The organism is Bradyrhizobium sp. AZCC 1577 (assembly GCF_036924575.1).
Taxonomy (GTDB): Bacteria; Pseudomonadota; Alphaproteobacteria; order Rhizobiales; family Xanthobacteraceae; genus Bradyrhizobium.
This window is the reverse complement of the sequence record NZ_JAZHRQ010000001.1, coordinates 6,291,811-6,314,577: the sequence shown is the minus strand read 5'-3', so window position 1 is coordinate 6,314,577 and position 22,767 is coordinate 6,291,811. Positions and strand designations below refer to the sequence as shown.

Sequence of the window (22,767 nt, the reverse complement as noted above, 5' to 3'; positions counted from 1 at the left end):
GGATGCCTTGATTGGTGAGCATCGGCTATTTGCTCATGGACCGGGATCGTCCGCACGGAAGCGATTTTGCGCCGAACGTTCGCATTCGTGATAATTTGGTTGTGACGACTCAGCGTCCACCTCGACCAACCATCCTGGAGGAGCCGGAAGATGTTCCAACGATTTCTAAAGGCGCGCAGCGTTGTGAATTTCAAGGCACGATCGGCCAGCCGAGATACCGAAACGGATCGTGCCCGCGCTACATCCATTTTTCGGTCGATAGAGGATGCGCTGGAGGGCGCAAGAGTAGAACAAGCTGGCCTAAAATCACGTATCGATGACGCGTTAGCGCGATCGGCAGTAACCTTGGGCAATGATTCCGATGAGTATCTGACGCGCGATCCGGAGGATAACCATTATCAGAATTTGCTAGGCAGCGAGATAGCGGAAGGGCAGAGGCGGTTAAATGAGCTGGAAGCGACTATCAGGCATATCCAGTTCTTGAAGACGGCGCTCATCACAAGGTTCCCTGATTTCGACCTTGGACACAACACCTCCCACGCAAAAGATAGTGGAGTGACCTAGAAATGGTCCGATGAGAACGACGCGGTCCGGAATGCGCCGCCTTCAAATGTGACGTAAGCACCCGGTCCAGAAACAGGGTACAATCCGCAGCCAGTACAATAAATTGGCCATGCCCTGCCATATCGAGAGCTACCGGTAAGTCGCCGTCGCGGATCGCATTAGCGGTCTCGTCGGGTAATCAAATTAGGCGCCCATTTGTGATAACGAGGAATGGCGCGGTTGCAGATCCGCGCGACTTGTACCCATACTAGATTCTATTCAGCCGGCTGCAACGAACTTACGTGTGTTACACTTGATGTCTGTCCTGGCGGAACAATCAAGATGGCTTCCGGTCCGGCTACGCGAACCAAAAGTCACCTGCGCTGAGGTTCACCACGCCGGCGACGGTGAGGTCGTTATCTCCATCAAAGTGGATGATGGTGTTTCCACCGATCGCTTCGATATTCAAATCGCCAAAGTCGTGGATGCCCTCTGCTGCCAAAGCTGTGAGATCGATCTTGTCCCGCCCCTTTTCGAAATCGGCCGTGTCATGCCCGTTCTCAGCGGCAAAGATAAATGTATCCGCGCCGCATCCGCCAAACATAGCGTCGTTTCCGATGCCGCTCGTGAGCGTGTCGCTGCCATTGCCCCCATCGAGGACATTTTCTGACCCACCAAAGACGGTGAGTTGATCATTGCCCGCGCCGCCACTGAGGAAGCTTGATCCTATTGAACCTGACTCAACGGTTGCCGTCAGGACATCGTTTCCGGCGCCGCCATCCAGACGATTCTCGGCAATAGAATCGTCTGTAACCACAGGATCGGGAGTTGCCGAAAGGAATGCGGTAAGCTGGTCATCTCCGGAACCGCCATTCAGGATATTCGCGACATTGTAGAGATTCAGCCCGAGATCCGGTCCACCGTGAGCTACAGCGTCGAGATGTGCCGTGAGGCTGTCTCTTCCATCGCCGCCCTCGAGTTGATTGAGTGCGTGAACAAATCCGCCAAGCGCGGTGGAGTCCGCAGTCAGGTTGTCATTGCCTTTCCCGCCATCGAGGTAATTCGTGACATCCGTGACGGTGTTCTCCCCGTCGGTGGAATGAGTCGCATCGAGGGTGTCGTTGCCATCATCGCCCCAAAGCTGGTTGATACCAATCGGCCTGCCGCTATTGGAGTCTGTCAGGTTGAAGGCATGCAGCACGTCGTTGCCCCGACCACCGTGAAGCTCATTTGTAACCGACTCGGTGAAATTGGATCGCCCCTCAGCAGACGCGTCCAGGACATCGTTGTCGTTGCCACCGAACAATACGTTGCTGGCTGTGCCGCGGAGCGCAGCGAATTCCGTTTCGGCATGAGCTATGATGTGGTCGTTGCCCCAGCCGCCGTCGACGGTGTTCATCGCGATACTGGTTCCGATAACATTACGGCCATCAGCAACGGCTTGAATGGTATCATTGCCGCTTCCGCCGATCACGTTGGTTCTGACGGTCACAATTCCAAAGGCAGGAAGCGTCACATTTGCCGTGGCATTGATCGTGTCGTTTCCGCTGCCGCCATCGAGTAGCACATCTGCGATTGGCTCCGTGCTCTGAGGCGTGCTCCCACCCTGAAGGGTGACGGTCGCATCAAGGTCATCGTCGCCTGTTCCGCCGAACTGAATGGCGAGACCGCGCACAGGCGCATCGCTTTGGAGCGGGACAACAACGGTGGTGGTCAGCGTGTCGTTGCCGCTACCTCCGATCAATGCTGTGCGGTTGAATGCACTGCCCAAAAGGTCATTGCCTGCAAGGCCCAGGACAACATCGCCGTCAGCTTGTGCATCTAGGACATCGTCGTCTCCGGTGCCAATGATCAAGCTGTTGATGGGATAAATAAGGGAGAGCCAATCAAAGGCAGAATCCGCAGAAGACTCAGTTCCCATTAATTGCTGAACGGCCCGGCTTTTTGTTGGATTGGCATTCGTCATCTTTTCCTCCATGGCACCCAGACAACGACATCGACCAAAATCCAGCGCTGAAATCGTATTAAAGACGCGCTGAAACATACGAGGTCGATTTAATTTGGTTGGCGATGAGATAATTAAATTAAAAGTTGCATCGTGTCCAATCACATTTAATTTGTTAATGTGAGAGTAGCCGGGCGGCAATGAGCGCGGACGCGATTACGATTGCGGCGGGGCGTGCATCACCGCCGGCCGCGTGTTTCGCCATGAAATGGTTCCTTGTTCTCGGTGGGGAACCCTTGCTGGGCGGAAATGACATCTAATCGCAGGCTTCAATGGACTGTCGTGCAGGAACATGGACGACGCCCCAGCGCTATGCGTCTCTCATGCGTTTGACGGGAGACGGTTTGCGCGACTTCAGCTCCAGCTTCGCGAGTCTGCGGTCCGCCCAGGGCGGGTGGAAATGATCGGTGGCAAAATCAGAGGCCGCTTTTCCAGCAGACAATCGACCCGAGCGCGCCTGTGTGTCATTGAACATTGTCACTCGCTGATCGCTCCTGCTGAAATTGAAGAACAGCCGACGATCTTGTTGCCAAACTCAGGGCTCTCAGAAGACCGTGCGCAGCATCCGCCGTGCTGAATCGCATTGCATAGCACGAAAGTTCCCAAGCTTCGATAAGCTTTGAAGACAAGCCGGCGGACGATATGCCCATCTGACGAGAGTGAGGGACGAACCCCCGACGAACTGGCAGCGAAACTGAAGAAGAATCTGAAGCTGGAAGCTAAGTCGACGAGCTGCTGCACTAAATTCCGGCGCGGGAACTTTGACGGGACAATTGAGAAATCACCTTGGGTGGGCCGACATGTCGTCCCAAAAAAGCCTCCGCCGACGGCGACCTCGTCCGTCGGAATGTATGGTTGGCGACGACGGGACCACACAACACGGTAACGTTGGTCGGTACAACGGTTGCTCAATGAAAAACCGCTGCGTGCACGGATGCGGCGCTTAAGGAAACAAAACACGATGGCCACCTACGACAACATCCCTCTGAACTGGAACGACCCGTTGTTGAGCGGGGTTACGAGTTCGAGTTCGGTCACGCTTAGAGATGGCGGGACGCTTTCGTACAAGAGCATTACCGACACTGGCTCCACGGCGTCCGTTGTCGGTCTTGGCTCGTTCAGCCTCGACCATATGCGTATTAGTTCGAGGGAAGGTGTGCGCATCGGGGGTGACGGTGACGTCACGATCAGCAATTCGTATCTCGAGTCGACGGGACAAGGGAGCGATCATGCCGATACTATCCAGATCTATGCCCCCGGCAGCACCGGGAATGTGGCGATCACGAATACGACGATCGTCGCCCACACCACCGCTGCAACTGCAGGTATGTTCGTTGCGGATGGTTGGAGTGGCACGCTCACGTTCGATAACGTGGTATTCCAAGGTGGTCCGTTTGGCTTGCGTATTGCCGCGGATGCGAACGATATCTCGGTAGCGCTCAAGGACGTGTATTTTGTCGGACCGTTTGGTTACGACGATATCCTCTTTGAGCAAGTCAATGCGGACATAAACATTACTCAGTGGGAAAATGTCCGCTCCGCAACGATCGTAAATGGTGAACTCGTTCCGGGCGAACTTATCCCGCCACCTTTCCCGGTGGAAGGGGGTGGTGGCGCTGGGTTGACGACGATCGACCACTTCTCGAACGACAGCGGCACATCCGGTGATGGCATCACCAACGACAGTACGCTGACCCTGAGCGGCAGCGCGGCCGCGAACAGCACGGTGAAGGTGTTCGACGGTACGACCCAGATCGGGACCACCACGACCAACAGCAGTGGCGCGTGGAGCTACACGACCGCTGCGCTGTCGAACGGCAATCATAGCCTCAAGGCCACGGCCACCACCACGTCGGGCACCAGTTCGACGTCATCGGTGCTTGCCGTGAAAATTGACACGGTGGCGCCCACGGCCCCGACGATGGCGACGCCCACCAACAACGCCAACGGCGGCCTGAACCTGACCGGCACGGCGGAAGCGAACAGCGTCGTGAAGGTGTTCGACGGCACGGCCCAGATCGGGACCGCGACGGCCAACAGCAGTGGCGTGTGGAACTACACCACCGGTGCCCTTGCGGCCGGTTCGCACAGCCTCACCGCAAAGGCGACGGATGCGGCAGGCAACACCGGCGCGGCGTCTGCCGTGGTCACGGCCAGCACCGGCACCTCGGCACCCCCGGCTACGCCGGCGACGCCGACCATCGCGTCGTTCTCGAACGACACCGGAGCGGCCGGCGATGGCATCACCAGCGACAATACCCTCCAGCTCAAGGGCACCGCGGCCGCCAACAGCACCGTCAAGATTTACGATGGCTCGACCCAGATCGGCACGACGACCGCCAGTTCGACCGGGAGCTGGGACTACATCACCTCGGTCCTGACCAACGCCAAGCATGTGCTGACCGCGACCGCGACCACCTCGAGCGGCCAGACCAGTGCCGCATCCGGTGCGGTGACCGTGACGGTGGATACGCTGGCGCCGACTGCCCCGGCCCTGAGCAGCAACGCCATCGTCAATACCAATCAGGTCAAGCTGTCGGGGACCGCCGAGGCCAACAGCACGGTCACGGTCTACGACGGCACCACGGTCGTCGGAACGGGGACGACAAACTCGACCGGAGCCTGGAGCGTCACGACGAACGCCTTGTCGACCGGCACGCACGCGCTGACGGCCAAGGCTGCCGACGCGGCCGGCAATGTCAGCGCCGCCTCGCAGTCGGTCAGCAGCGTGATCGGTGGGACGTCGCCAACGCCAACTCCGGGTGAGCAAATCGAGTCGGCTGGTGAGACAAGTCTCGTTGAGAGCGGCGGCAAATATTACCTCAACAGCAGCAGCGGATCCGGCCCCACGTTGAAGTATGGCGGTGCGGATTTTGTGGACGGGCAAGATGGCACCTGGACGCCGATCGGTTCGGAGAAGACGGCGACGGGCTATCAGGTTGCCTGGAAGGAGGCGAGCACCGGTCAGTACACGGCCTGGAACACCGACAACAACGGCAACTACGTTTCCCATGTCAGCGCCCTGACCGGCTCCGTGTCGGGCGGCTCCGTGTCGGGCACGAACGATGGCCTTAAATTGCTCGAGACGAGCTTCCATCAGGATCTCAATGGTGACGGACAGGTCGGTGCTTCCAGTGCACCTGCGCCGACTTCGTCCGTCGATTTGACCACCATGTACAAGAACTGGAGCGATATCGTCACGATCAAAGGCGTCGCCGATGCCAACAGTCAGATCAAGCTGTATGATGGCAACGCATCACTGGGAACGGTGAATACGGCTGCCGACGGCACTTGGTCCTTCAAGACATCGTCCGCCGTATCCGACACGGTGCACACGTATACTGCCAAGCAGATCGATAGCACCGGTCAGGTTGTTGGTACTTCGGGCAATGCGATCCTCGGCTCGACAGGGAGCAATACACTGACGAGCAGCTCCGCCGACGATGTCTTCGTTGGGAATGGAGGCGCTGACACCTTCGTATTTGCGCCGAACTTCGGGAACGACGTCGTCAAGGATTTCGGTACATATGGACAGTCCCACGATGTGGTTCAGTTCAGCAAGAGCGTCTTCGACAGTTTCGCGAGCGTTCTCGCCCATGCAACGCAGGTAGGCCAAGACGTCGTCATTTCGGCTGATGCGGACAACTCGGTGACGTTAAAGAACACCAAGCTGGGCGCCATCAATAGTCATGACTTCCACTTCTCGTAGTAGCTCAGCCTGAAAGCGTTCGGATGCGCTCAGCCAAATTTATGAGCGCATCCGAAGTATCGGCATAAGCGTTGGTCGTGCGAAGGATCGCCGGAGAAGCAGCAAACGCTGGCTCGCAAACCGCTAGCAGGCATTGATGATCTCCGATGAGCCAGCTAGCGACGGCAACCTAACGCGTTGTTTGTACTGAACCTCTCGAACGTTGGCACCACGGCCAGCAGGTATCAACCTGCCCAGCCGCTAGCCGCCTAATACCTAACTGAAATGACCGCACTCGCTCGATAGCGCCAGCAAGGTCCGTAATGCGCAGGTCCAGGATACCAGCCGGACCCGAAAAACGGCACGGTCAGGGGGGTAGCACCCCGGACCCCTTCTACTAGCTCGCACCGAGCATGGCGAGGTCCGACTGAACGCGGCGGTCTTGCGTTCCAGCGGTGCGCGCTAACATCCGCTCCTGCCATCGAAGTCGGCTGAACGGCCCTATCTGCTGCTTCTATGGAGCTCGTGGAAATAGCCAGACATGCGGTCAACGAGACCGACAAAATGAGAATTCGAGGCGCAGTCGACATTACGGTCCCTCTTGTTGATGTGTCCCGAGACTATCCTCAAGCTCCAGCTTGGCCCAGCCCGATCAACAGGGGAAGGTCCCGCCCCGGTATCCCCAACTCCCACGGGATTCCATCCTGAGGCTCGAACTGCCGTGGACTGTTCACGCTAGGTCCCCTGCCAAGTGCATTGGCGGGAGCTGATCGGCCACCGTAGCATCCGACCAGATTATCGTTCCGGCTTCTGTCGGCGGCCCCCTCATTGCAACGCATAAACTTCACGGAAACATTGAACCTACTTCCCGCCACCGTCGTCTAATCTTCTCGGGAATTCCAGCTTTCCTGGTGCAAGGGGGGCTTCTATGGATGACGATCTTACAAGCAACGCCTACAATAGAACTCTTCAGGATTCGCTCAAAACAATAAAGCAGGCTAACGAGCAGCTTCACGTTGTGACCAAGGCTAACGCAACACCGGCAGCCCTCACATCATGCATGGAACTTTACGGGATATTGCTTGGGGAAGTCACAGGTATTCGCAGCAACTTAGTGACCTACCTCGAGTGCACGCGTGCAGCGGGCCAAAATTCCTACGCAATGGAATGCGTTAACCGCGACCCGCTTCAAGAGGTCTCGTCGTTGTGATTATCGTCGTCTGCAAGGTTAACGCTTTTGTCTATTACAAAGTCTTCCAACTTCCGTCCGGCGCTTAAGGCGGCGACCAGCCATCTCGGCTGCTTTCCGCGCCCAGACCACTTTTGCGAGGGCTGAGAGGGGTTCCAGTATTTTGGCTGAACTTTTGGATATTTGCGTCGCGGACGGTTGGCAGGCGCGCCCTCAATGTCGCGCATCTGCTCTACGCGGCTCAATTGCGCCAGCCGCCGCTCCAATTGAAGTTTTTCTGTCGTGATTTTTTCGGACAGGAGTTTGGTGAGCTGCTCATGCAAGAGCCAAAGCTCGTCAAAATCCATTGTCTCCAAGTCTGTCCTGCGCATCGCGGGTCCGTTAAGGCTAACAGATTGCGGTCTTTCCGGAAGCATCCAATCCTCGAAATATCGCTGGCGATGACGCCAAATACGTGCGAAGTTTGAATCGATAGGTTTAGGTTTTTAAACATTATTTGATTGTAAATTTAATAATTTAATTCAGTTAAAAGCAAGGGCGTATTTAGGGTTTTGAGCAGAGCGGGTGGGCGTCGGAAAGGGAGCGTGACACGCTGCTATGAAATGATTGGGGTAGGGTCGTTGCTGTAGAGTTTTTGTGTAGGTGCCCAAATGGATTTTCAGATGGATTCTATCGGTTCATCCCTTTCTCGCCTTCAAGATGCGGTTGGCCGCTGCATGGTGCCGTCCGGCGCATCGAGTGATGTTAGCCAACTTAGACACCAGATTGAGCTTCGGCAGCGTGTCCTGAAGGATATCGAAGTCATCAGATGCCGGCTGTCGCTTTTCTTTCGCCACAGAGGCGAGGGGCCGCGCAGGAAAGCGCAGCACCGGCGGGGCCGATCGAGCCTTGGCGCACGCCAGGACCACGGCTGGCGAACTCCTCGTCCTTGACTGCAGCTTTTTGATCGGTGCAGTTCAAAGGGCCTCCCAGGCTGGGGATTTCGCGCGGCTAGATTTCTGTGTAAAGCAATCGCGAAGAACGCCAGAATAATCCATTTTCCCGTGGAACCCTTGTAATCCCCCTTGATTGTTATTCGGGGGTGTGACATCGCATTATGTTCTAAGGGGAAATCAAGAGCGACGGCATGGCTCCGAAGAAGATCGATTTAGAGTCCTGGTCTCTGGATGAGCTTTGGGCGCTTCACGGAGAGATCAGCGGGATTTTGTCAGCGCGGATCAGGGCCGAAAAAGGCGAACTTGAGAAGCGCTTGGCGGTGCTTAGTCGCGGCACAATTGTCGGTGATGATTCGGGAAATTTGCAACCGGACCGCAAGCCTCGCCGCAAGTATCCCCGGGTATTGCCAAAGTATCGGAATCCTCAAACCTCCGAAACTTGGTCGGGTCGCGGCAAGCGGCCGAGGTGGCTGGTTGCGGCAGTCAAGTCGGGACGCAAAATCGAAGATTTCCGGATTGGCGAGGCTGGCACGAAGGCTCGTCAGCGAGCGTGAGCTGATCGACGGGGTATTGTATTATTAACCACAAAATTAATGGGTTAGAGGCGCGGCTGGCGAACTGAGATAATTTGCCGTCAGGCATTATCGATGCGCGGCAGAGGCAAGCGGTGACCAATCGGGATTGGACAGAAATCGAGAATGAGCTGAATGGGCTGGTGCCCGGCCTTCCACAAGGCGAAAAGAGGACGTCGCGCACTCAAAGCGTTCGCCAAACGATCCAAACGGACGAACATGCGCTTCTGGCGCACATAGCTGACGCTCTGGTCCAAGAGAAACAATACTGACGTGTAATTCCCGGGCTTGAGTTGGCGCTACGCCGGCCATGTTGACTTGCAAGGTGCCGCCTCATTGAGCGCGCCTTGAATCAGTTCGGATCAATCTGCTCGACTGTCAGGCCAATTCTAGCGCCTAGTAGGCGTTGCGACCGCGCAGCACCTCAATCGGTGTCCGGACCAGGATAGCCAGATCCAATCGAGCGCTCCAGTTGTCGATGTACCAAAGGTCGTACTCAACCCGCCGTTCAATGGAGGCGGCGGTGGGTGTGGGTCCTCGACACCCGTGTATCTGCGCCCAACCCGTCAACCCGGGCTTCACGCGCCGCCGAAAGGCATAATTGCGGACAACCTTGTCAAACTGGCCGTCTTGAGAGATGGCGTGCGGCCGCGGCCCGACAAGTGACATGCTTCCGTAGAGCACATTGATGAGCTGCGGTAACTCATCGATGCTCGTCCGGCGCAGCCATTTTCCAACGCGAGTCACACGGCTATCGACCGGCCGCGCCTGGATGACCGATGGCCCGTCCTCCAGCACGCGCATGGTGCGGAACTTGTAGATTGAGAAACTCCGACCGTTGAAGCCACAACGTTGCTGCCTGAAAAGGACCGGACCAGACGAGTCCAGCTTGATCGCTAATACAACTACAGCAAGCAGCGGCGACAGAGTAACCAGGGCAAGTCCGGCGCCGACCAAATCCGTAAACCGCTTGATGGCTCTCTCAAAGAATGTAAGTGGCCCTCGCTGGATTTCCACGCATACCGTGCTGCCAAGGTCCCGCGTGGGTCGCCTGAACATCTCCGAAAGCGCGCCAACGGGTACAAACGAGACGGGAGTCGGCAGAACCCGCAGTTCGGCGACAAATGCACGCAATTCCGACCACTGGTTCGGATCTGCCTCAACGATGATTTCCTCGACGTTTGAGCCGCGAGCATTTTCAATTACGCGAGCGCTAAGCCGCTTGCGGTGATCAGAACCGAAACGAGGCGAAGGCAACCTGAAATGCTTGGTCACACAAAATCCGAGCATGTTCAGCGTTGGCAAAAGTCCCACATCACTAGACTGTGGTTGATCCGAAATCAGAATGATATTGCCGCCGGCGAATTTTCTTTTGCTGAGGCCTCTCATGAGCAAGCTCTTGATGAGAGCTCGTCCGACAACGAGTAATGCAAGACTGGTAAGGGCAAAGGCCATTCCGGCGCCGCGAGGGTATTCGTCACTAACGTTGAGCGAGCCGGCCGCAGCGGCTAGAACGATAAATGCGAATAGCAAGGCGCCGCAAACGGCGCGAACCTGACTGCGCAGGACCAGTAGTTCACTTGGATTGTACATACCTTGCATTTTTAACAACGATACGAACATCGCTGATACGACGATGGCCGAGCCAATGGCGTTTGTGAAGCCGGCCGCGGTCCAACCAATGCAGAGCCGATACAAGAAGACTGAAACGATGCTTGCGAGGACGATGGTGCCGAGATCGGTACAAATCGCGACCAACTCGATAGACCGATATCGGATTGGCCATTTTCGCTGTGAGCCCGAGGGAGGGCTGTACAGTTCGAGGGCAATCTCCTCGTGGAGGCCGGCTGCAACCTGTCGGTTAATAAAGTTCATGCCAGAACCAGACTGTTCGAGGCTTTCTGCAATAAGTTTAATCTATTATTAACGCTTTAAATAAATCAAGCCAAAAACCGCGTTGAATTAAATGAGTCGAGTTATTTTTTGGGCGCTGATTATAGCGGCGCCGGTTTCTCGCGCGGGGGGTGATCCGTGCAGCAACTCGTAGTGGAGCGCCGCATCGCCCGCCGGTGATGATGATCATCATCCTCGCGGGATCGATCTGCCGTGGTCGCTCTCCGGGCAGCGTCGGTCGCTGGCAGGTCAAGTCGTTAGCAGCGTGGCTGCGCGGATCTTGCGCCGCTATGGCGCGAGAAGGACAACCTGATACGAAGAGTAGTTCACTTGGCGGAAGCCGTGCCGGCGCGGTCACTTCTTGCGACCCGCACCGATACTCAGATCTATTGGCCGCATCAGGCCGCGTGTTCCGGTTGTTCAGCCGGGAACTGAACTACTATGGGGTGGTGGTCGTAATCGGCGGCGGCGTTGTGATAATCGTCGTCGTTCCGGTGCCCGAAGCAGCAGCTTTGAGAGCAAAGAAGTTGGTTGCGTAGATGATCGGGTCGTTCACGGTCGCCATGATGGTTCTCAGGAAGACCAGGAACTTGGTGGTCTCCACGCTAACCGAGTTAGATGTGTAAATGACGTCCTTGTTCCGCATGGCGAAGGACTGGGCCAGGAAATAGCCGGATGGATCCCGCAGATTCACGTGAAAAATGATCGGAATGATCTCGCCCTGAAACGGTCTGACGTCGACACCTATCTCCTTAGCAATCGCCCGCGTTTCGCCGCGGTATAAATACACCGACGCTGGATCGGCTTGAGAATCATTCAGTCCGCCTTGTTTTCCGATTGCCTCGGCCAATGACAGGCGCCAGGCGTCGAACTTGAATAGGCCTTGGGTCCCGCCGGCGCCAAACCCGACGAAGGTCTGCGGCATATTGAATAGGTAGATGACATCGTTGGGGAGTACATAAATGTCATTGGCGGGCTCATACATCAGCGCGCCAAAGGGCACGCTCGCACGATGTCCCATACGTTTGAGTGAGACCCAGGTGTCGTAGCCTTGCGCAGATGGGCCGCCCGCACGTGCGATCGCATCGAGCACGCGTTCGCCAGAGGGACTGGCTGGAAAACGGCCGGCGGTACGCACGTCCCCTAGGACGGTGATCAAAGAAGTGTTCTGCGTCGCGAGGCTGACGACGACTTGCGGTTCTAGGGCGCGAGCCTTCAGTTTGTCCGTGATCTCCTTGCTAATCTCAAAGGGCGTGCGGCCCTTGGCCCGAACGGAGCCCGCGTATGGAACCGAGATATTGCCTTGTTCGTCGACCGCTTGGTTGGGAATGGTGACAAAATTGCCGGCGCGAACGCCCGCATCGGACGTGAAAAGACCGCCGGCTGCGGCCTCAAAAATCGTGACGCTGACAATGTCGCCGATCCCGAAGCGAAATGCTTTCGGCGGCGTTTGAGCGGCAAACGCCGTGGATAGCCTGGGTATGTGGTTTCCAAGAATGTTGACGACTTCCGGGGTCAGCTTGACCAGCGCGTAGGGGAGGGCGGCCGGCTCGCTGCCTTCCTTGGCTCTTTGGACGTCCGCGCCCAACGGGCCGCTACCGGGCGTGATGATACACCCGGCACAGAATAGGGTCAGGATGCCGACCGCGATTGTCGCGCCAATTTGCAGCGTGCGGATCAGAGCCGTTCCCCCAACTATCAACTGAGACCAATCGCCGGGCACGTTGGCACCGTCGCGCGAATCGAACCAGCCTGTTCGCGTATCTATATGAAAAGCAGTCCCCGTGTGTTGCGCGGCTGCAACAGTTGCGGCCGGCGCTAACAACTAATTATCACCGAGATAGAATAACAAATCCCTGCTTAGCCGGAGTTGGACAGGCCGTAGCGGGCGCAGTGGTCGTCGCTGTAGTAGTCGCGCAGATAGCTGTCGTAGCGAGCCATTGCCTTGATGTCGGTCTTGTTGAGGACAGTGCCGATCAGGCTGTCGTGGATGGTAGGCGCGGTGTGCAGGGCATGCTTGACGACGTCGATCTTCGTCTGTCCCCATTCGACAACCAGGATAAAGTGGTCGACGAGCTGTGTGGTGGCGCGAACATCAACCAATGGAGTCAGGGGCGGAAGATCGACGATGACGTAGTCATAGCTCGCCCGTAGTCGGTCGAAGAGCTTGTGCATCGAGTCAGTTGAAAGGAGTTCGCTGCTATGCAGCAGGTCACTCCGCCGAACTGCCGGCAAGAATGCCAGGTTCGTTGTTGGATCCCGCCAGACTGTCTCTTCTATCGACCGGCTGCCATTGGTAACCTCGATTATGCCGGCGGCTGCATTTGGGGCTAGACTGGAGGACAGCGAGGGATTCCTCAGGTCGCAATCGACGATGATGACGCTCTTTCCACCATGCCCAATGAGCTGCGCCAGCGAAGCTGCAATTGTTGTCTTGCCCTCATTGGGCAGAGCCGAGGTGATGCCAATAACCTGATTTGAGGTCTTGGTCGCATTGAGGTCAATTGCCAGCTTGATCGAACGTATCGCCTCGGCGAACCTCGATAGCGGCCTGTCAACGACGGCACGGTGGATAGCCGAATCCCTCGCAATGGTCCGTTGGCCCGAATCCCCTTCAGTCGAACGCGATTTGGCTCTGCGCATCGGCGAATGCGGCACGACGAGCTCCGGCACCAACGCGAGGCATGGCAGTCCCAGTTCGGCTTCGATCTGGGCGGAGGTGCGAAAGACCCGATCCATTAGCTCTCGGAACAAGCCCAACATGACCCCCAAGCCGATGCCGCCAATCAAGCCCAGCGCCATGACGACCTTGCTTTTCGGCTTGCTCTTGCTCTGCGGCGGTAAGGCAGGCTGGATCACCCTCGTCTCGGAGATGGGAAAACTCTCCTGTTGCTTGGAGCCGATGTAGCGCTGCTGGAACATGTCAGACAGGCTGCGCAAACCCTTCGCACGGTTTTCCAGTTCTCTTATGGTCAGTTCAGCCGCATTCGTTGTGCGGGATTGGACCACCGCCTCGGCGAGCTGTTTCTCAATCTGTACCTGTCGCTGCTTGGCAACTTCGACGTCATTTCGAGTATTTTCGGCAAGCCTCCTGACCTCGTCGAAAATCGAAGAACGCAGGTCACGCATGCGATTGCGGAGAGTGAGAACGGCCTGATGGCTAGGTCCGAATCTGGCCGAATACTCGTTTTCGCGCCTCGTCAGTTCAAGATACTGTTGCCGGAGGCCATTTATAATCGGATTACTGCTGACATCGGAGCCAACTGCGTCCAGGGTACCCATCGAAGACGAATTTGCCGGGTTGGTGCGCAAGATGGCTTCATACTGACTCAACCTCGCCGATGCTTCGGTGAGCTGCGCCCGAATGGCCATTAGTCGATTATTGAGCTCTGTGACCTGCTGCTCGTCGATCGACTTTCCTTCCGGGGAAACGATGTTGTTCTGAGACTTATATTGGTTAACTTCCCGTTCGGCGTTGAGCGCCTGATCGCCAAGATCGCGCAGCCTGTCCTGAAGCCAAGTCGTTGCACTTCGATTGGCTTCGAATTTCGCGTTCAACTGCTCCGTGATGTATGCCTTTGCTACCGCATTCGCGATTTGCGCGGCCCGTTCGGCGTTACTCGAATTGAAGCTGATCTCCAGTATGCTGCTCATGCCGACCCGCTTTGCTGAGAGTCGATCCTGGAACGCCGCGATAACGGCATCCGACAGCCTTTCCGGAACACCGGCCTTGGATTGATCCGGCGGAGTCGAGTTCCCTGTTGGTGTTCCGCGCCATAACGAGGATAGCGACGGTCCGGAACCGCTGAAATCAGGGTCATTGACGAGGTTGAGCTGCGTGATCACTGAAGTTGCTAGCGCGCTCGATTTGAGCACCTGGATCTGGGTCTCGATCTGGTTGAGATCGAAGGCTGGCTCCGAAAGTATCGACTGCTGCTGAACGAACTGTGCCCTGGGGTTTGCCAGAAGGACTTGCACATGCGCGGTATAGGTCGGTGGGGTGATCCGCAGGTAGATTACGCAGGATGTTAATGCGAATACCGCGGTAAGGATGATCACGAGATATTGGCGTCGCAATAGACCCAGCGCGAGATTGACAAGCTCCGCCACACCGCCAGATCCGGCATCGTCGCTGGGCGCCGGACCGGTCTGAGGACTGCGGCTCTTCTCGGCGTTTAACATATTAGTTTGAAGCATTCTGGTGCTCGCTGCGCCGCCTGTGATCTCGCCGCCCGGCGGCCGCACCAGTAATTTGTGTGGGGCCGGACGCCGGTGGAAGCCTCCGGCCGAGGATTTGAGGCATTTAAATATAACAGGAAAGAAATCTGCTGTCCAAATTAAATGATGGTAGTTAATGTGACGCTTCCAATGCGCTGCGGCTCAAAGGCATGGACCAAGGAGGTGAGGCGGATTGAATTTCGGGCGGCGTGACCATCCGTCGCGGATCTGGAGTACCATCCATGAACATGGCCGGCGCTGCTTGGGACAAGCTAGGCTCCGGCGCAAGATGCCCGGCACGGTTGCGGGATAGCCGTTGTTCGGGGAGTATGGCGGTTCAATCGCGCGAGCGATTAGGGGGTTTGCGAGAATTCGATTTTTTCCGGGAATGTGGTTGTTTTGACCGGGCGAGCAGCCTCTCAAGTTCTTCTCGCAGGCGGAGAATTTCCTCGTAACGAACCGTCAGATCATCCTTCATGTGCGGCCTATCGCGCTTTGGCATGTGCTGCAACTTAGCGAGAGCCCAATCGCCTGCAACAAAACTCCTTGATTAAGCTTGATAGACGCTCAGGATGTTAATTCTGGAACCGTCGCTCGCCGCTACTTATCTTGCGGCTGCAGATGGTAAATGGATCCATCGTTCAGAATGGCGCTCCGCCGCCGCTACATTGAATCAGCCCGATCGCCGTCTCCTATAAACGATACCTCATTTAATTTTTAGAATCGAATTGACGGCGCTATTAAATACAGATTAATGTATTATTATTCTGTCGGGTTGCCATGCTGCTGATGCAAAATGCTTTCCGATCCTCCTTTACGATTTAGCCTCGGACACAGGCACCTATCTGCGTCGGCTCGAGGCTGTTTGCGACCGACGCTTCAATTCGATCAGCTACGGCGCTGACCCAATCATCAGGCCAGAATTGGCAGCATAGGAGTCACGACAATGGAAGCGGAACTCTTTACGGACGGCATCGGTGAAATCACCGTGGGCGGCTCGATCGTACGTGTGGACCTGTTCAGTCTTTCACCGACGGAACGGGACGCCAACAACGCTCCGAAGCGGGTATTCCGTCAAAGACTGATCTTCTCGGTGGAGTCGTTCGCGAACTCGGTCGAGGTGATGCAGAAGGCACTTCAGGGCCTGGTCGATGCTGGCGCAGTTCGGCGCACCGAACCGTCACATGCTGGTTCACCTACGGGCCAACCTACTCCGAATAGCCCACGGTCTCCGAATGTCTCAAGCAATTTCCGCTGAAACCGATAGTGCTGGCGCGTTGGAAGTGGCGTCGCAGGACGCGTGTCCACAGACGGCGCTAGACTGTCTTGCCAGGGTGGCCACTCACCACGGCATTGATTTGCCGGCCGAGCGCCTGCGGCATGCCTATGCGGTCGACGGCACTCCGACGTCAGTGGACCTCCTGCTGCGGATGGCGAAGGAGGCGGGCCTGCGCGCGCAGGCCGCGCAGCTCGATTGGGGCGTTCTCTTCCGGATGGGACAGGCATACCCGGTTCTGCTCCGTCTCTCGAACGGTAATTGGGTCGTCGTTCTTCGCGCTGCGGAGATGTCCGATGGCACCGCGGCGGTTGTTGTTTTTGACCCGCTTGCCGAGCGTCAGAATGAGCCGCTCGTCGTTGGCCAAGAGCAATTTTGCGCGCGATGGCGGGGGGACGCCATTCTGATAAAACGCGAAAACATATTGTCGGATGGCCGGAAGAAATTCGGGCTTCGCTGGTTCGTCCCCGACCTGATGCGTCAGTGGCGGCTGTTCACCGATGTCGCCATTTGTGCCGTGCTGCTTTACGCGCTCGGTCTCGCGCTCCCCATCTTCTTTCAGCTAGTCATCGACAAAGTCCTGGTGCATGAGAGCTTCACCACGCTTTATGTGCTGGCGGCCGGCGCCGCCGCTGCGCTGGCTTTCGATGCGATATTCGGTTTCCTGCGGCGCTACCTGCTGCTCTATGCGACGAACAAGGTCGACATCCGCATAGCGACCAAGACATTCGGCCATCTGCTGGGCCTGCCTGTAACCTTCTTCGAGCACATTTCGGCCGGCGTTCTCGTGAAGCATATGCAGCAGGCTGGGCGAATTCGTGAATTCCTGACGGGGCGGCTCTTCCTGACAACGCTCGACGCGTTGTCGCTATTGGTGTTCATCCCGGTACTGGCGCTCTACAGCTTGAAGCTGACCTCTGTCGTTCTGGCCTTCACCGCTCTCAGCGGTCTCGTTGTTGCCTTGTTGATGGGGCCATTCCGCCGGCGACTTTATGACTTGTACCAAGCGGAGGGTGCGCGGCAGGCGCTGCTGGTCGAGACCGTACACGGCATGCGCACCGTGAAGTCACTGGCCATGGAGCCATTGCAGGGCAAGACTTGGGACGACCGCTGTGCACAAGCTGTGTCTATGCGTTTCGGAGTCGAGAAGATTTCAGCGACCGCCCAGGCAGTCACCGGATTTCTCGAGAAAATGATGACGCTCGGGATCATTGGCCTGGGTGCGCTCGACGTCTTTAGCGGCGAACTGACCATCGGCGCACTGGTAGCCTTCAATATGCTGGCGGGGCGGGTTTCTGGGCCGCTGGTTCAAATGGTCACCATGGTTCACGAATATCAGGAAGTCGCTTTGGCCGTTAAAATGCTGGGCGAGGTGATGAACCAAAAGCCGGAAAGGGACGGCAACCGCGACGGGTTGCGGCCGGATCTGACCGGGAAAATCGAGTTCGAAAACGTCTCCTTTCGGTACGGTGCCGAAGGTGCGCCGGCGCTGAATGACGTGTCGTTCTCGATTGCGCCTGGCTCGGTATTCGGAATAGTCGGCCGAAGTGGTTCAGGCAAGACAACGCTCACGCGCCTGATTGCTGGAATGTATCCGGTGCAGCAGGGTTTGCTGCGGATCGACGGCTACGATTCCCGGGAGCTTGAGCTCGAGCATCTGCGCCGGAATCTCGGCGTAGTTCTGCAGGATAGCTTTCTGTTTCGAGGCACGGTTCGAGACAACATCGCCTGCGTGAAGCGCGATGCGACGTTTGCCGAAGTGGTGAGGGCCGCGCAGCTCGCCGGCGCCGACGAATTCATCGAGCGCTTGCCGCGTGGCTTCGATACGATCATTGAAGAGAACGCTTCAAACCTGTCGGGCGGGCAGAAGCAACGTCTTGCGATCGCCCGGGCACTCATCACCGACCCCCGTATTCTCATTCTCGATGAGGCAACCAGTGCGCTCGATTCCGAAAGCGAGATGATCATCCGCCGCAATTTGCGACGGATCGCCGAGGGACGAACCGTTATTATCGTTTCGCATCGGCTGTCGATGCTCGCGGACGCCAACGAAATCCTGGTGATCGACCGAGGTCAGATCGTTGACGTGGATCGTCACGATCATTTGCTTTCGAAGTGCACTATCTACCGACATCTCTGGAACCAGCAGACGAAGCAAATCGCATGAGCACGGAGAAACCGCGAGCCGTTGCGAAAGCGGATAAGTTGGCGCAGCCCCGAAAGGTTGAGCGGCGCCGGGGAAGGCTGTTCAGGGCCTCCCGACAACCGCGCGTGATTGCCGAATTCCAGTCCGATGCGATCGAGGTAGAGCAACGATCGCCACCGCGATTCGCTCGCCTCACGCTCTATTGTATCCTTGCGCTGATTGTAGCTGCGGTTACCTGGGCCACGGTGTCACAGGTCGACATGATTGTAACGGCCCAGGGCAAGCTGGTTACCATGCGCCCGAATCTCGTGGTGCAGCCGCTTGAGACCTCGGTTATCCGCGAGATCCATGTCAAGGCTGGTGATAGGGTAAACCGCGGCGACCTGCTGGCGACGCTCGATCCGACATTCTCGCAGGCGGATCACGACCAGTTGCGAAACAGGGTTGCTGCTTTCGATGCATCGATTGCTCGTCTGAAAGCTGAGTTGGCTGGCTCCGATTATGTCGTGGCCAATTTCGGCGATGCCGATTCTGTCCTGCAGCACAAGATGTTCCTCCAAAGGAAGTCGGCGCGCGAAGCGCAGATGCAGAATTTCGATGCGCAGATCGCTTCCGCTCGGGCCAATTTGAAGACAGCGCAGAACGAAGAAGCGGTCCTGGTGCAGCGGCTTGATAACATGCGGTCGATCGAGTCAATGCGCAGCACGTTGATGGACAAGGAAGTCGGATCGAAGCTGAATTTCCTGCTTTCCCGCGATGCCCGCCTCGACGTCGAAAGCAATCTGGCTCGTGTTCGCGGCAATATCGCCGATTACACCCACCGGGTCGACAAAGCACGAGCCGACCAGAAAGTGTTCGCCGAGGATTTTCGCCGCACAGCGTACCAGGACCTGGTCGAGGCGCTGACCAAGCGAGACAGCGCATCGGAAGAGCTAAAGAAGGTCGAACTGCGCAGACAACTAATCGTATTAAGGGCCCCGGCAGACGCCATCGTGCTCGAGATCGCCAGCCGTACGATCGGTTCGGTCGTGCGCGAGGCGGAAACGCTTTTCGTGCTCGTCCCGCGAGATGTACCGCTTCAGGCGGAGGTCAACGTCGAGGGCAGGGATGTCGGACAGATGTCAATCGGCCAGCCGGTGCGGATCAAGTTCGAGCCTTTCCCGTTCCAGAAATACGGGACGGGAACAGGAACGGTCCGCGTCATCAGCCAGGACTCATTTGCGCCAGATCCTAAAGCCGAAGCTGCGCGTCGCACGACAGTTCCCTATTACCGCGTACTGATCGATTTGTCCGACGTGCAACTTCGGCTGCCCTCCGCGCGTGCTCAGCTGATCCCCGGGATGGCTGTTACGGCAGAAATGAAGGTCGGGCAACGCAGCGTGATCTCTTACTTTCTCTATCCATTGCTACGTGGATTGGACGAAAGTATCCGCGAATACTGAAGCAATCATAGCATGGCAGTCATTTCATGAAGATGGGTTCAAAAGTTGGCGTTCAACTGGTTGCAGGGGCTCCGAGTGAGCCGTCACGAATTCGAACTTGGTGACCTATGCGGCGAGAGGTCTCCGGCCGTGCTGGTTGCGCGAGCGCGGTTGCTGGTCGCAAACCCACCATTTCGATAAGCGCCTGCTGCGGCGCCGCGAGCCGGAGTTAAGACAGGAAGAAGGAATCGAGGACAGCTCATGCAAGATAGTCGTGTTGGAATAGGCGTTGTTGGATACGGCTACTGGGGGCCGAATCTTGTACGCAACTTCGTCGGCAATCCGTCCGCTCGCGTCGTCGGCGTCGCGGATTTTGATCCGGAGAAGCGCGCAGCGAGCGAGCGCCTCTATCCGGGAGTAGCTACCACTGGTTGCTACGAGGACCTGCTCAAGAATCCGAGCATCGATGCGATCGTCATCGCTACTCCAGTGCGAACACACTACGAATTGGCACTTTCAGCTCTCAAGGCCGGCAAGCACGTTCTGGTGGAGAAGCCTTTGGCACCAAGCGCGGAAATGGTGCGCCGACTAATCGATGAGGCTGATCGGCGTGGGCTGACGCTGATGGTCGACCACACGTTTCTCTACACGCCGGCAGTTCAGAAGATACGCGAGCTCGTGCAAAAGGACGAACTGGGCGACATCTATTACTACGACAGTACGCGCTCAAGCCTTGGGCTGTTCCAAAGCGATGTCAATGTCATTTGGGACCTCGCGGTCCATGATTTGTCGATCATTCAATACATTCTGAATGAGGATCCTGTAGCTGTCTCGGCGACGGGGTCGTGCCATGTGACCGGCACACCGGAGAACATGGCCCATATCACGCTGTTCTTTGATAGCAAATGCGTGGCTCATGTGAGCGTTAACTGGCTCTCCCCCATCAAGGTTCGTCAAACCTTTGTAGGCGGCAGCAAGAAGATGATCGTCTATGACGATCTCGAGCCGAGCGAAAAGATCAAGGTCTATGACAAGGGCATTACCCTCAGCGGTTCGTCCGAGAATGCCCATCAATTCCGGATCGGATATCGTGCCGGTGACATGTGGGCGCCTCATATCTCCGCGAAGGAGGCACTGCTGACCGAGATCGAGCATTTTATCGATTGCGTGCGTACAGGATCGCCGCCAATCTCCGGCGGCATGTCGGGCCTGCGTGTGGTCGAAATTCTTGAGGCGGCATCACGTTCGATAGCCGACCAGGGCCGTCCCGTTCCGCTGACGGGAAGGCGAAGCCCAGTAAGGCCGGTCAGAGCGATGGCCTGATACATGAGCGACCTCGATCAGCCCGATCAGTCAAGCGTTGCGCCAGGTTCGCAACGCTCGGTGCACCGTTCGATCGCTTTTTCCGCGATCGAACGGTACGGCAATCTTGTGCTGTTCTTGGTCACTATTGCCGTGCTGGCACGTCTGCTGACGCCCGCTGAGTTCGGTATCTATGCGGTCGTCAATGCTGTGACGGCAGTCGTTGCCGCGTCCTTCCAGGAGTTCGGAGGTGCCAATTACCTGATTCAGAAGCGCGAGTTGTCGCGCGCCAGTGTGCAGACTGCTTTTACGGTCACATTTGGAATTTCGGCACTTGTCGGGCTGGCGCTGCTCGCACTTTCGGGCGTTCTGTCACATTTGTTCGAGCAGGAAAGTTTGCAGAAAGGGATCGCGGTCTCGGCGCTGAGCTTCCTGCTTGTACCGTTCTCGGGAACGATTACCGGTCTGTTTCGCCGCGATATGGAGTTTGGAAAGCTCGCCATTTGCAATCTTGGATCGGGCGCCGTTGGGGCCGCGGTATCTATAGCACTAGCAATGTTGAGCTTTGGCTTTATGGCCCCGGTCTGGGGCGGCGTAGCGGGCAACGTGGTCTTGACTATCATGTTGCTGAGGCAGCATCGCGATCTCGGCGCGTTCAGGCCTTCAGTTGCACAGTTCCGCGATGTCGTGGGCTTCGGCCTGTATTCCAGCGGCGTAAGCGTCATCAACGTGCTGTACAACCTGTCGCCGCAGCTCTTCTTGGCGAAGATTCTCGACTTTACTTCTGTCGGCTTGTACAGCCGTGCCACGAGTATAACTCAGATTTTCGACAAGCTCGTTGTGCAGGTTTTGAATCCCATCATCATGCCCGCCCTTGTCTCGAGACGCAAAGATGCATCGAATTTGAGGGTTGCCTATCTTGACGCGGTTGAGCTGCTCTCGGTTGTACAATGGCCCTTTCTGCTCTTCATCGCGATCATGGCGCATCCGATCATTCTGATCTTGCTCGGTCAGAACTGGTTGGAAATCGTGCCACTGGTTCGCTTGCTCTGCGTCGCGAATTTGGCCCTGTTCGCTGCCTGTTTGACCTATCCTACACTGGTGGCTACCGGAAGCGTGCGCGATGCGCTAACTTCGTCATTGATCTCCCTGCCGCCCTCACTTCTCGTCGTTCTGTGTGCCGCTTTCTTTGGGGCCCAGGCCGTGGCAGCATCAGCATTGTTGACCCTGCCGTTCCAGGCTGCGGTGGCTTTGTATTTCATCGGGCGACGGCTTACCATTAAGCCAAAACACCTTTCTTGTGCGTTGCTCAAGAGCGCCGTGGTGACTGTTATGACCGCTTCAGGCGTCATGGTCTGCGCGGCGCTCATCGAGGCGAGGATCGTACCGTCCTTCGTGGGCCTGATCGCTGCGGGCGGTGTCGCGGCCTTCTGCTGGTGGTTAGGGCTGATGGTTACCGGACATCCCTTGCTGCACCATCTTCATCGAGCGGCAGGTGGGTTGGTCGTGAGTGCGCCGTGGCTTAGGCTGCGGCGTCTATGAGACTGTTGCAAGGTTGTTGAAGAGCTTGGAGATAGCA

General features: G+C 57.0%; 13 protein-coding genes. 8 read left to right on the top strand and 5 right to left on the bottom strand.

Annotated features, from left to right (window positions below; translation table 11 throughout):
* Positions 1-150 precede the first annotated feature (150 nt).
* Positions 151-564, top strand: coding sequence for a hypothetical protein (locus V1278_RS29780; RefSeq protein WP_334383174.1), 414 nt, complete (start codon positions 151-153; stop codon positions 562-564).
* Positions 565-901: 337 nt separating this feature from the next.
* Here the strand turns inward: V1278_RS29780 and V1278_RS29775 are convergent, their stop codons facing one another.
* Positions 902-2,509, bottom strand: a complete 1,608-nt coding sequence (locus V1278_RS29775; protein WP_334383172.1) for a calcium-binding protein — start codon at positions 2,507-2,509, stop codon at positions 902-904.
* Between the two features lie 1,000 nt (positions 2,510-3,509).
* Between V1278_RS29775 and V1278_RS29770 the strand changes: the two genes are divergently transcribed.
* Positions 3,510-6,257, top strand: a complete 2,748-nt coding sequence (locus V1278_RS29770) for an Ig-like domain-containing protein (RefSeq protein WP_334383171.1) — start codon at positions 3,510-3,512, stop codon at positions 6,255-6,257.
* Positions 6,258-7,424: 1,167 nt separating this feature from the next.
* Here V1278_RS29770 and V1278_RS29765 read toward each other — a convergent pair.
* Entirely contained in the window at positions 7,425-7,772 is a 348-nt protein-coding gene (locus V1278_RS29765) for an H-NS histone family protein (RefSeq protein WP_442893718.1), read from the bottom strand.
* Positions 7,773-8,551: 779 nt separating this feature from the next.
* Here V1278_RS29765 and V1278_RS29760 point away from each other — a divergent pair.
* A complete protein-coding gene (locus V1278_RS29760; RefSeq protein ID WP_334383169.1) occupies positions 8,552-8,914 on the top strand; it encodes an H-NS histone family protein in 363 nt (120 codons plus the stop codon).
* Positions 8,915-9,328: 414 nt separating this feature from the next.
* Here the strand turns inward: V1278_RS29760 and V1278_RS29755 are convergent, their stop codons facing one another.
* The 3 genes from V1278_RS29755 to V1278_RS29745 form a co-directional block, all read right to left on the bottom strand.
* Positions 9,329-10,807 (bottom strand): exopolysaccharide biosynthesis polyprenyl glycosylphosphotransferase, encoded by a 1,479-nt coding sequence (locus tag V1278_RS29755; RefSeq protein WP_334383168.1) that lies wholly within the window; start codon positions 10,805-10,807, stop codon positions 9,329-9,331.
* A 457-nt stretch (positions 10,808-11,264) separates the two neighbouring features.
* The gene (locus V1278_RS29750) at positions 11,265-12,503 is read right to left on the bottom strand and encodes a polysaccharide biosynthesis/export family protein (protein WP_442893811.1); all 1,239 of its coding nucleotides are present in this window, start codon (positions 12,501-12,503) and stop codon (positions 11,265-11,267) included.
* A gap of 182 nt (positions 12,504-12,685) precedes the next feature.
* Positions 12,686-15,022 (bottom strand): AAA family ATPase, encoded by a 2,337-nt coding sequence (locus tag V1278_RS29745; RefSeq protein WP_334383165.1) that lies wholly within the window; start codon positions 15,020-15,022, stop codon positions 12,686-12,688.
* A 967-nt stretch (positions 15,023-15,989) separates the two neighbouring features.
* On the opposite strand from V1278_RS29745, the gene V1278_RS29740 reads away from it, so the two are divergent.
* The 5 genes from V1278_RS29740 (at position 15,990) to V1278_RS29720 (ending at position 22,730) form a co-directional block, all read left to right on the top strand.
* Positions 15,990-16,301, top strand: a complete 312-nt coding sequence (locus V1278_RS29740) for a hypothetical protein (protein ID WP_334367633.1) — start codon at positions 15,990-15,992, stop codon at positions 16,299-16,301.
* Positions 16,279-18,486 (top strand): peptidase domain-containing ABC transporter, encoded by a 2,208-nt coding sequence (locus V1278_RS29735; protein ID WP_334383164.1) that lies wholly within the window; start codon positions 16,279-16,281, stop codon positions 18,484-18,486. Before V1278_RS29740 ends, V1278_RS29735 begins: the two co-directional genes overlap by 23 nt.
* Entirely contained in the window at positions 18,483-19,907 is a 1,425-nt protein-coding gene (locus tag V1278_RS29730; RefSeq protein ID WP_334383163.1) for an HlyD family type I secretion periplasmic adaptor subunit, read from the top strand. The genes V1278_RS29735 and V1278_RS29730 overlap by 4 nt, the downstream gene beginning before the upstream one ends.
* A 240-nt stretch (positions 19,908-20,147) precedes the next feature.
* Positions 20,148-21,209 (top strand): Gfo/Idh/MocA family protein, encoded by a 1,062-nt coding sequence (locus V1278_RS29725; RefSeq protein ID WP_334383162.1) that lies wholly within the window; start codon positions 20,148-20,150, stop codon positions 21,207-21,209.
* Positions 21,210-21,212: 3 nt separating this feature from the next.
* On the top strand, positions 21,213-22,730 hold the full coding sequence (locus V1278_RS29720) for an oligosaccharide flippase family protein (protein WP_334383161.1): 1,518 nt from the start codon (positions 21,213-21,215) through the stop codon (positions 22,728-22,730).
* The last annotated feature ends 37 nt before the right edge of the window (positions 22,731-22,767 follow it).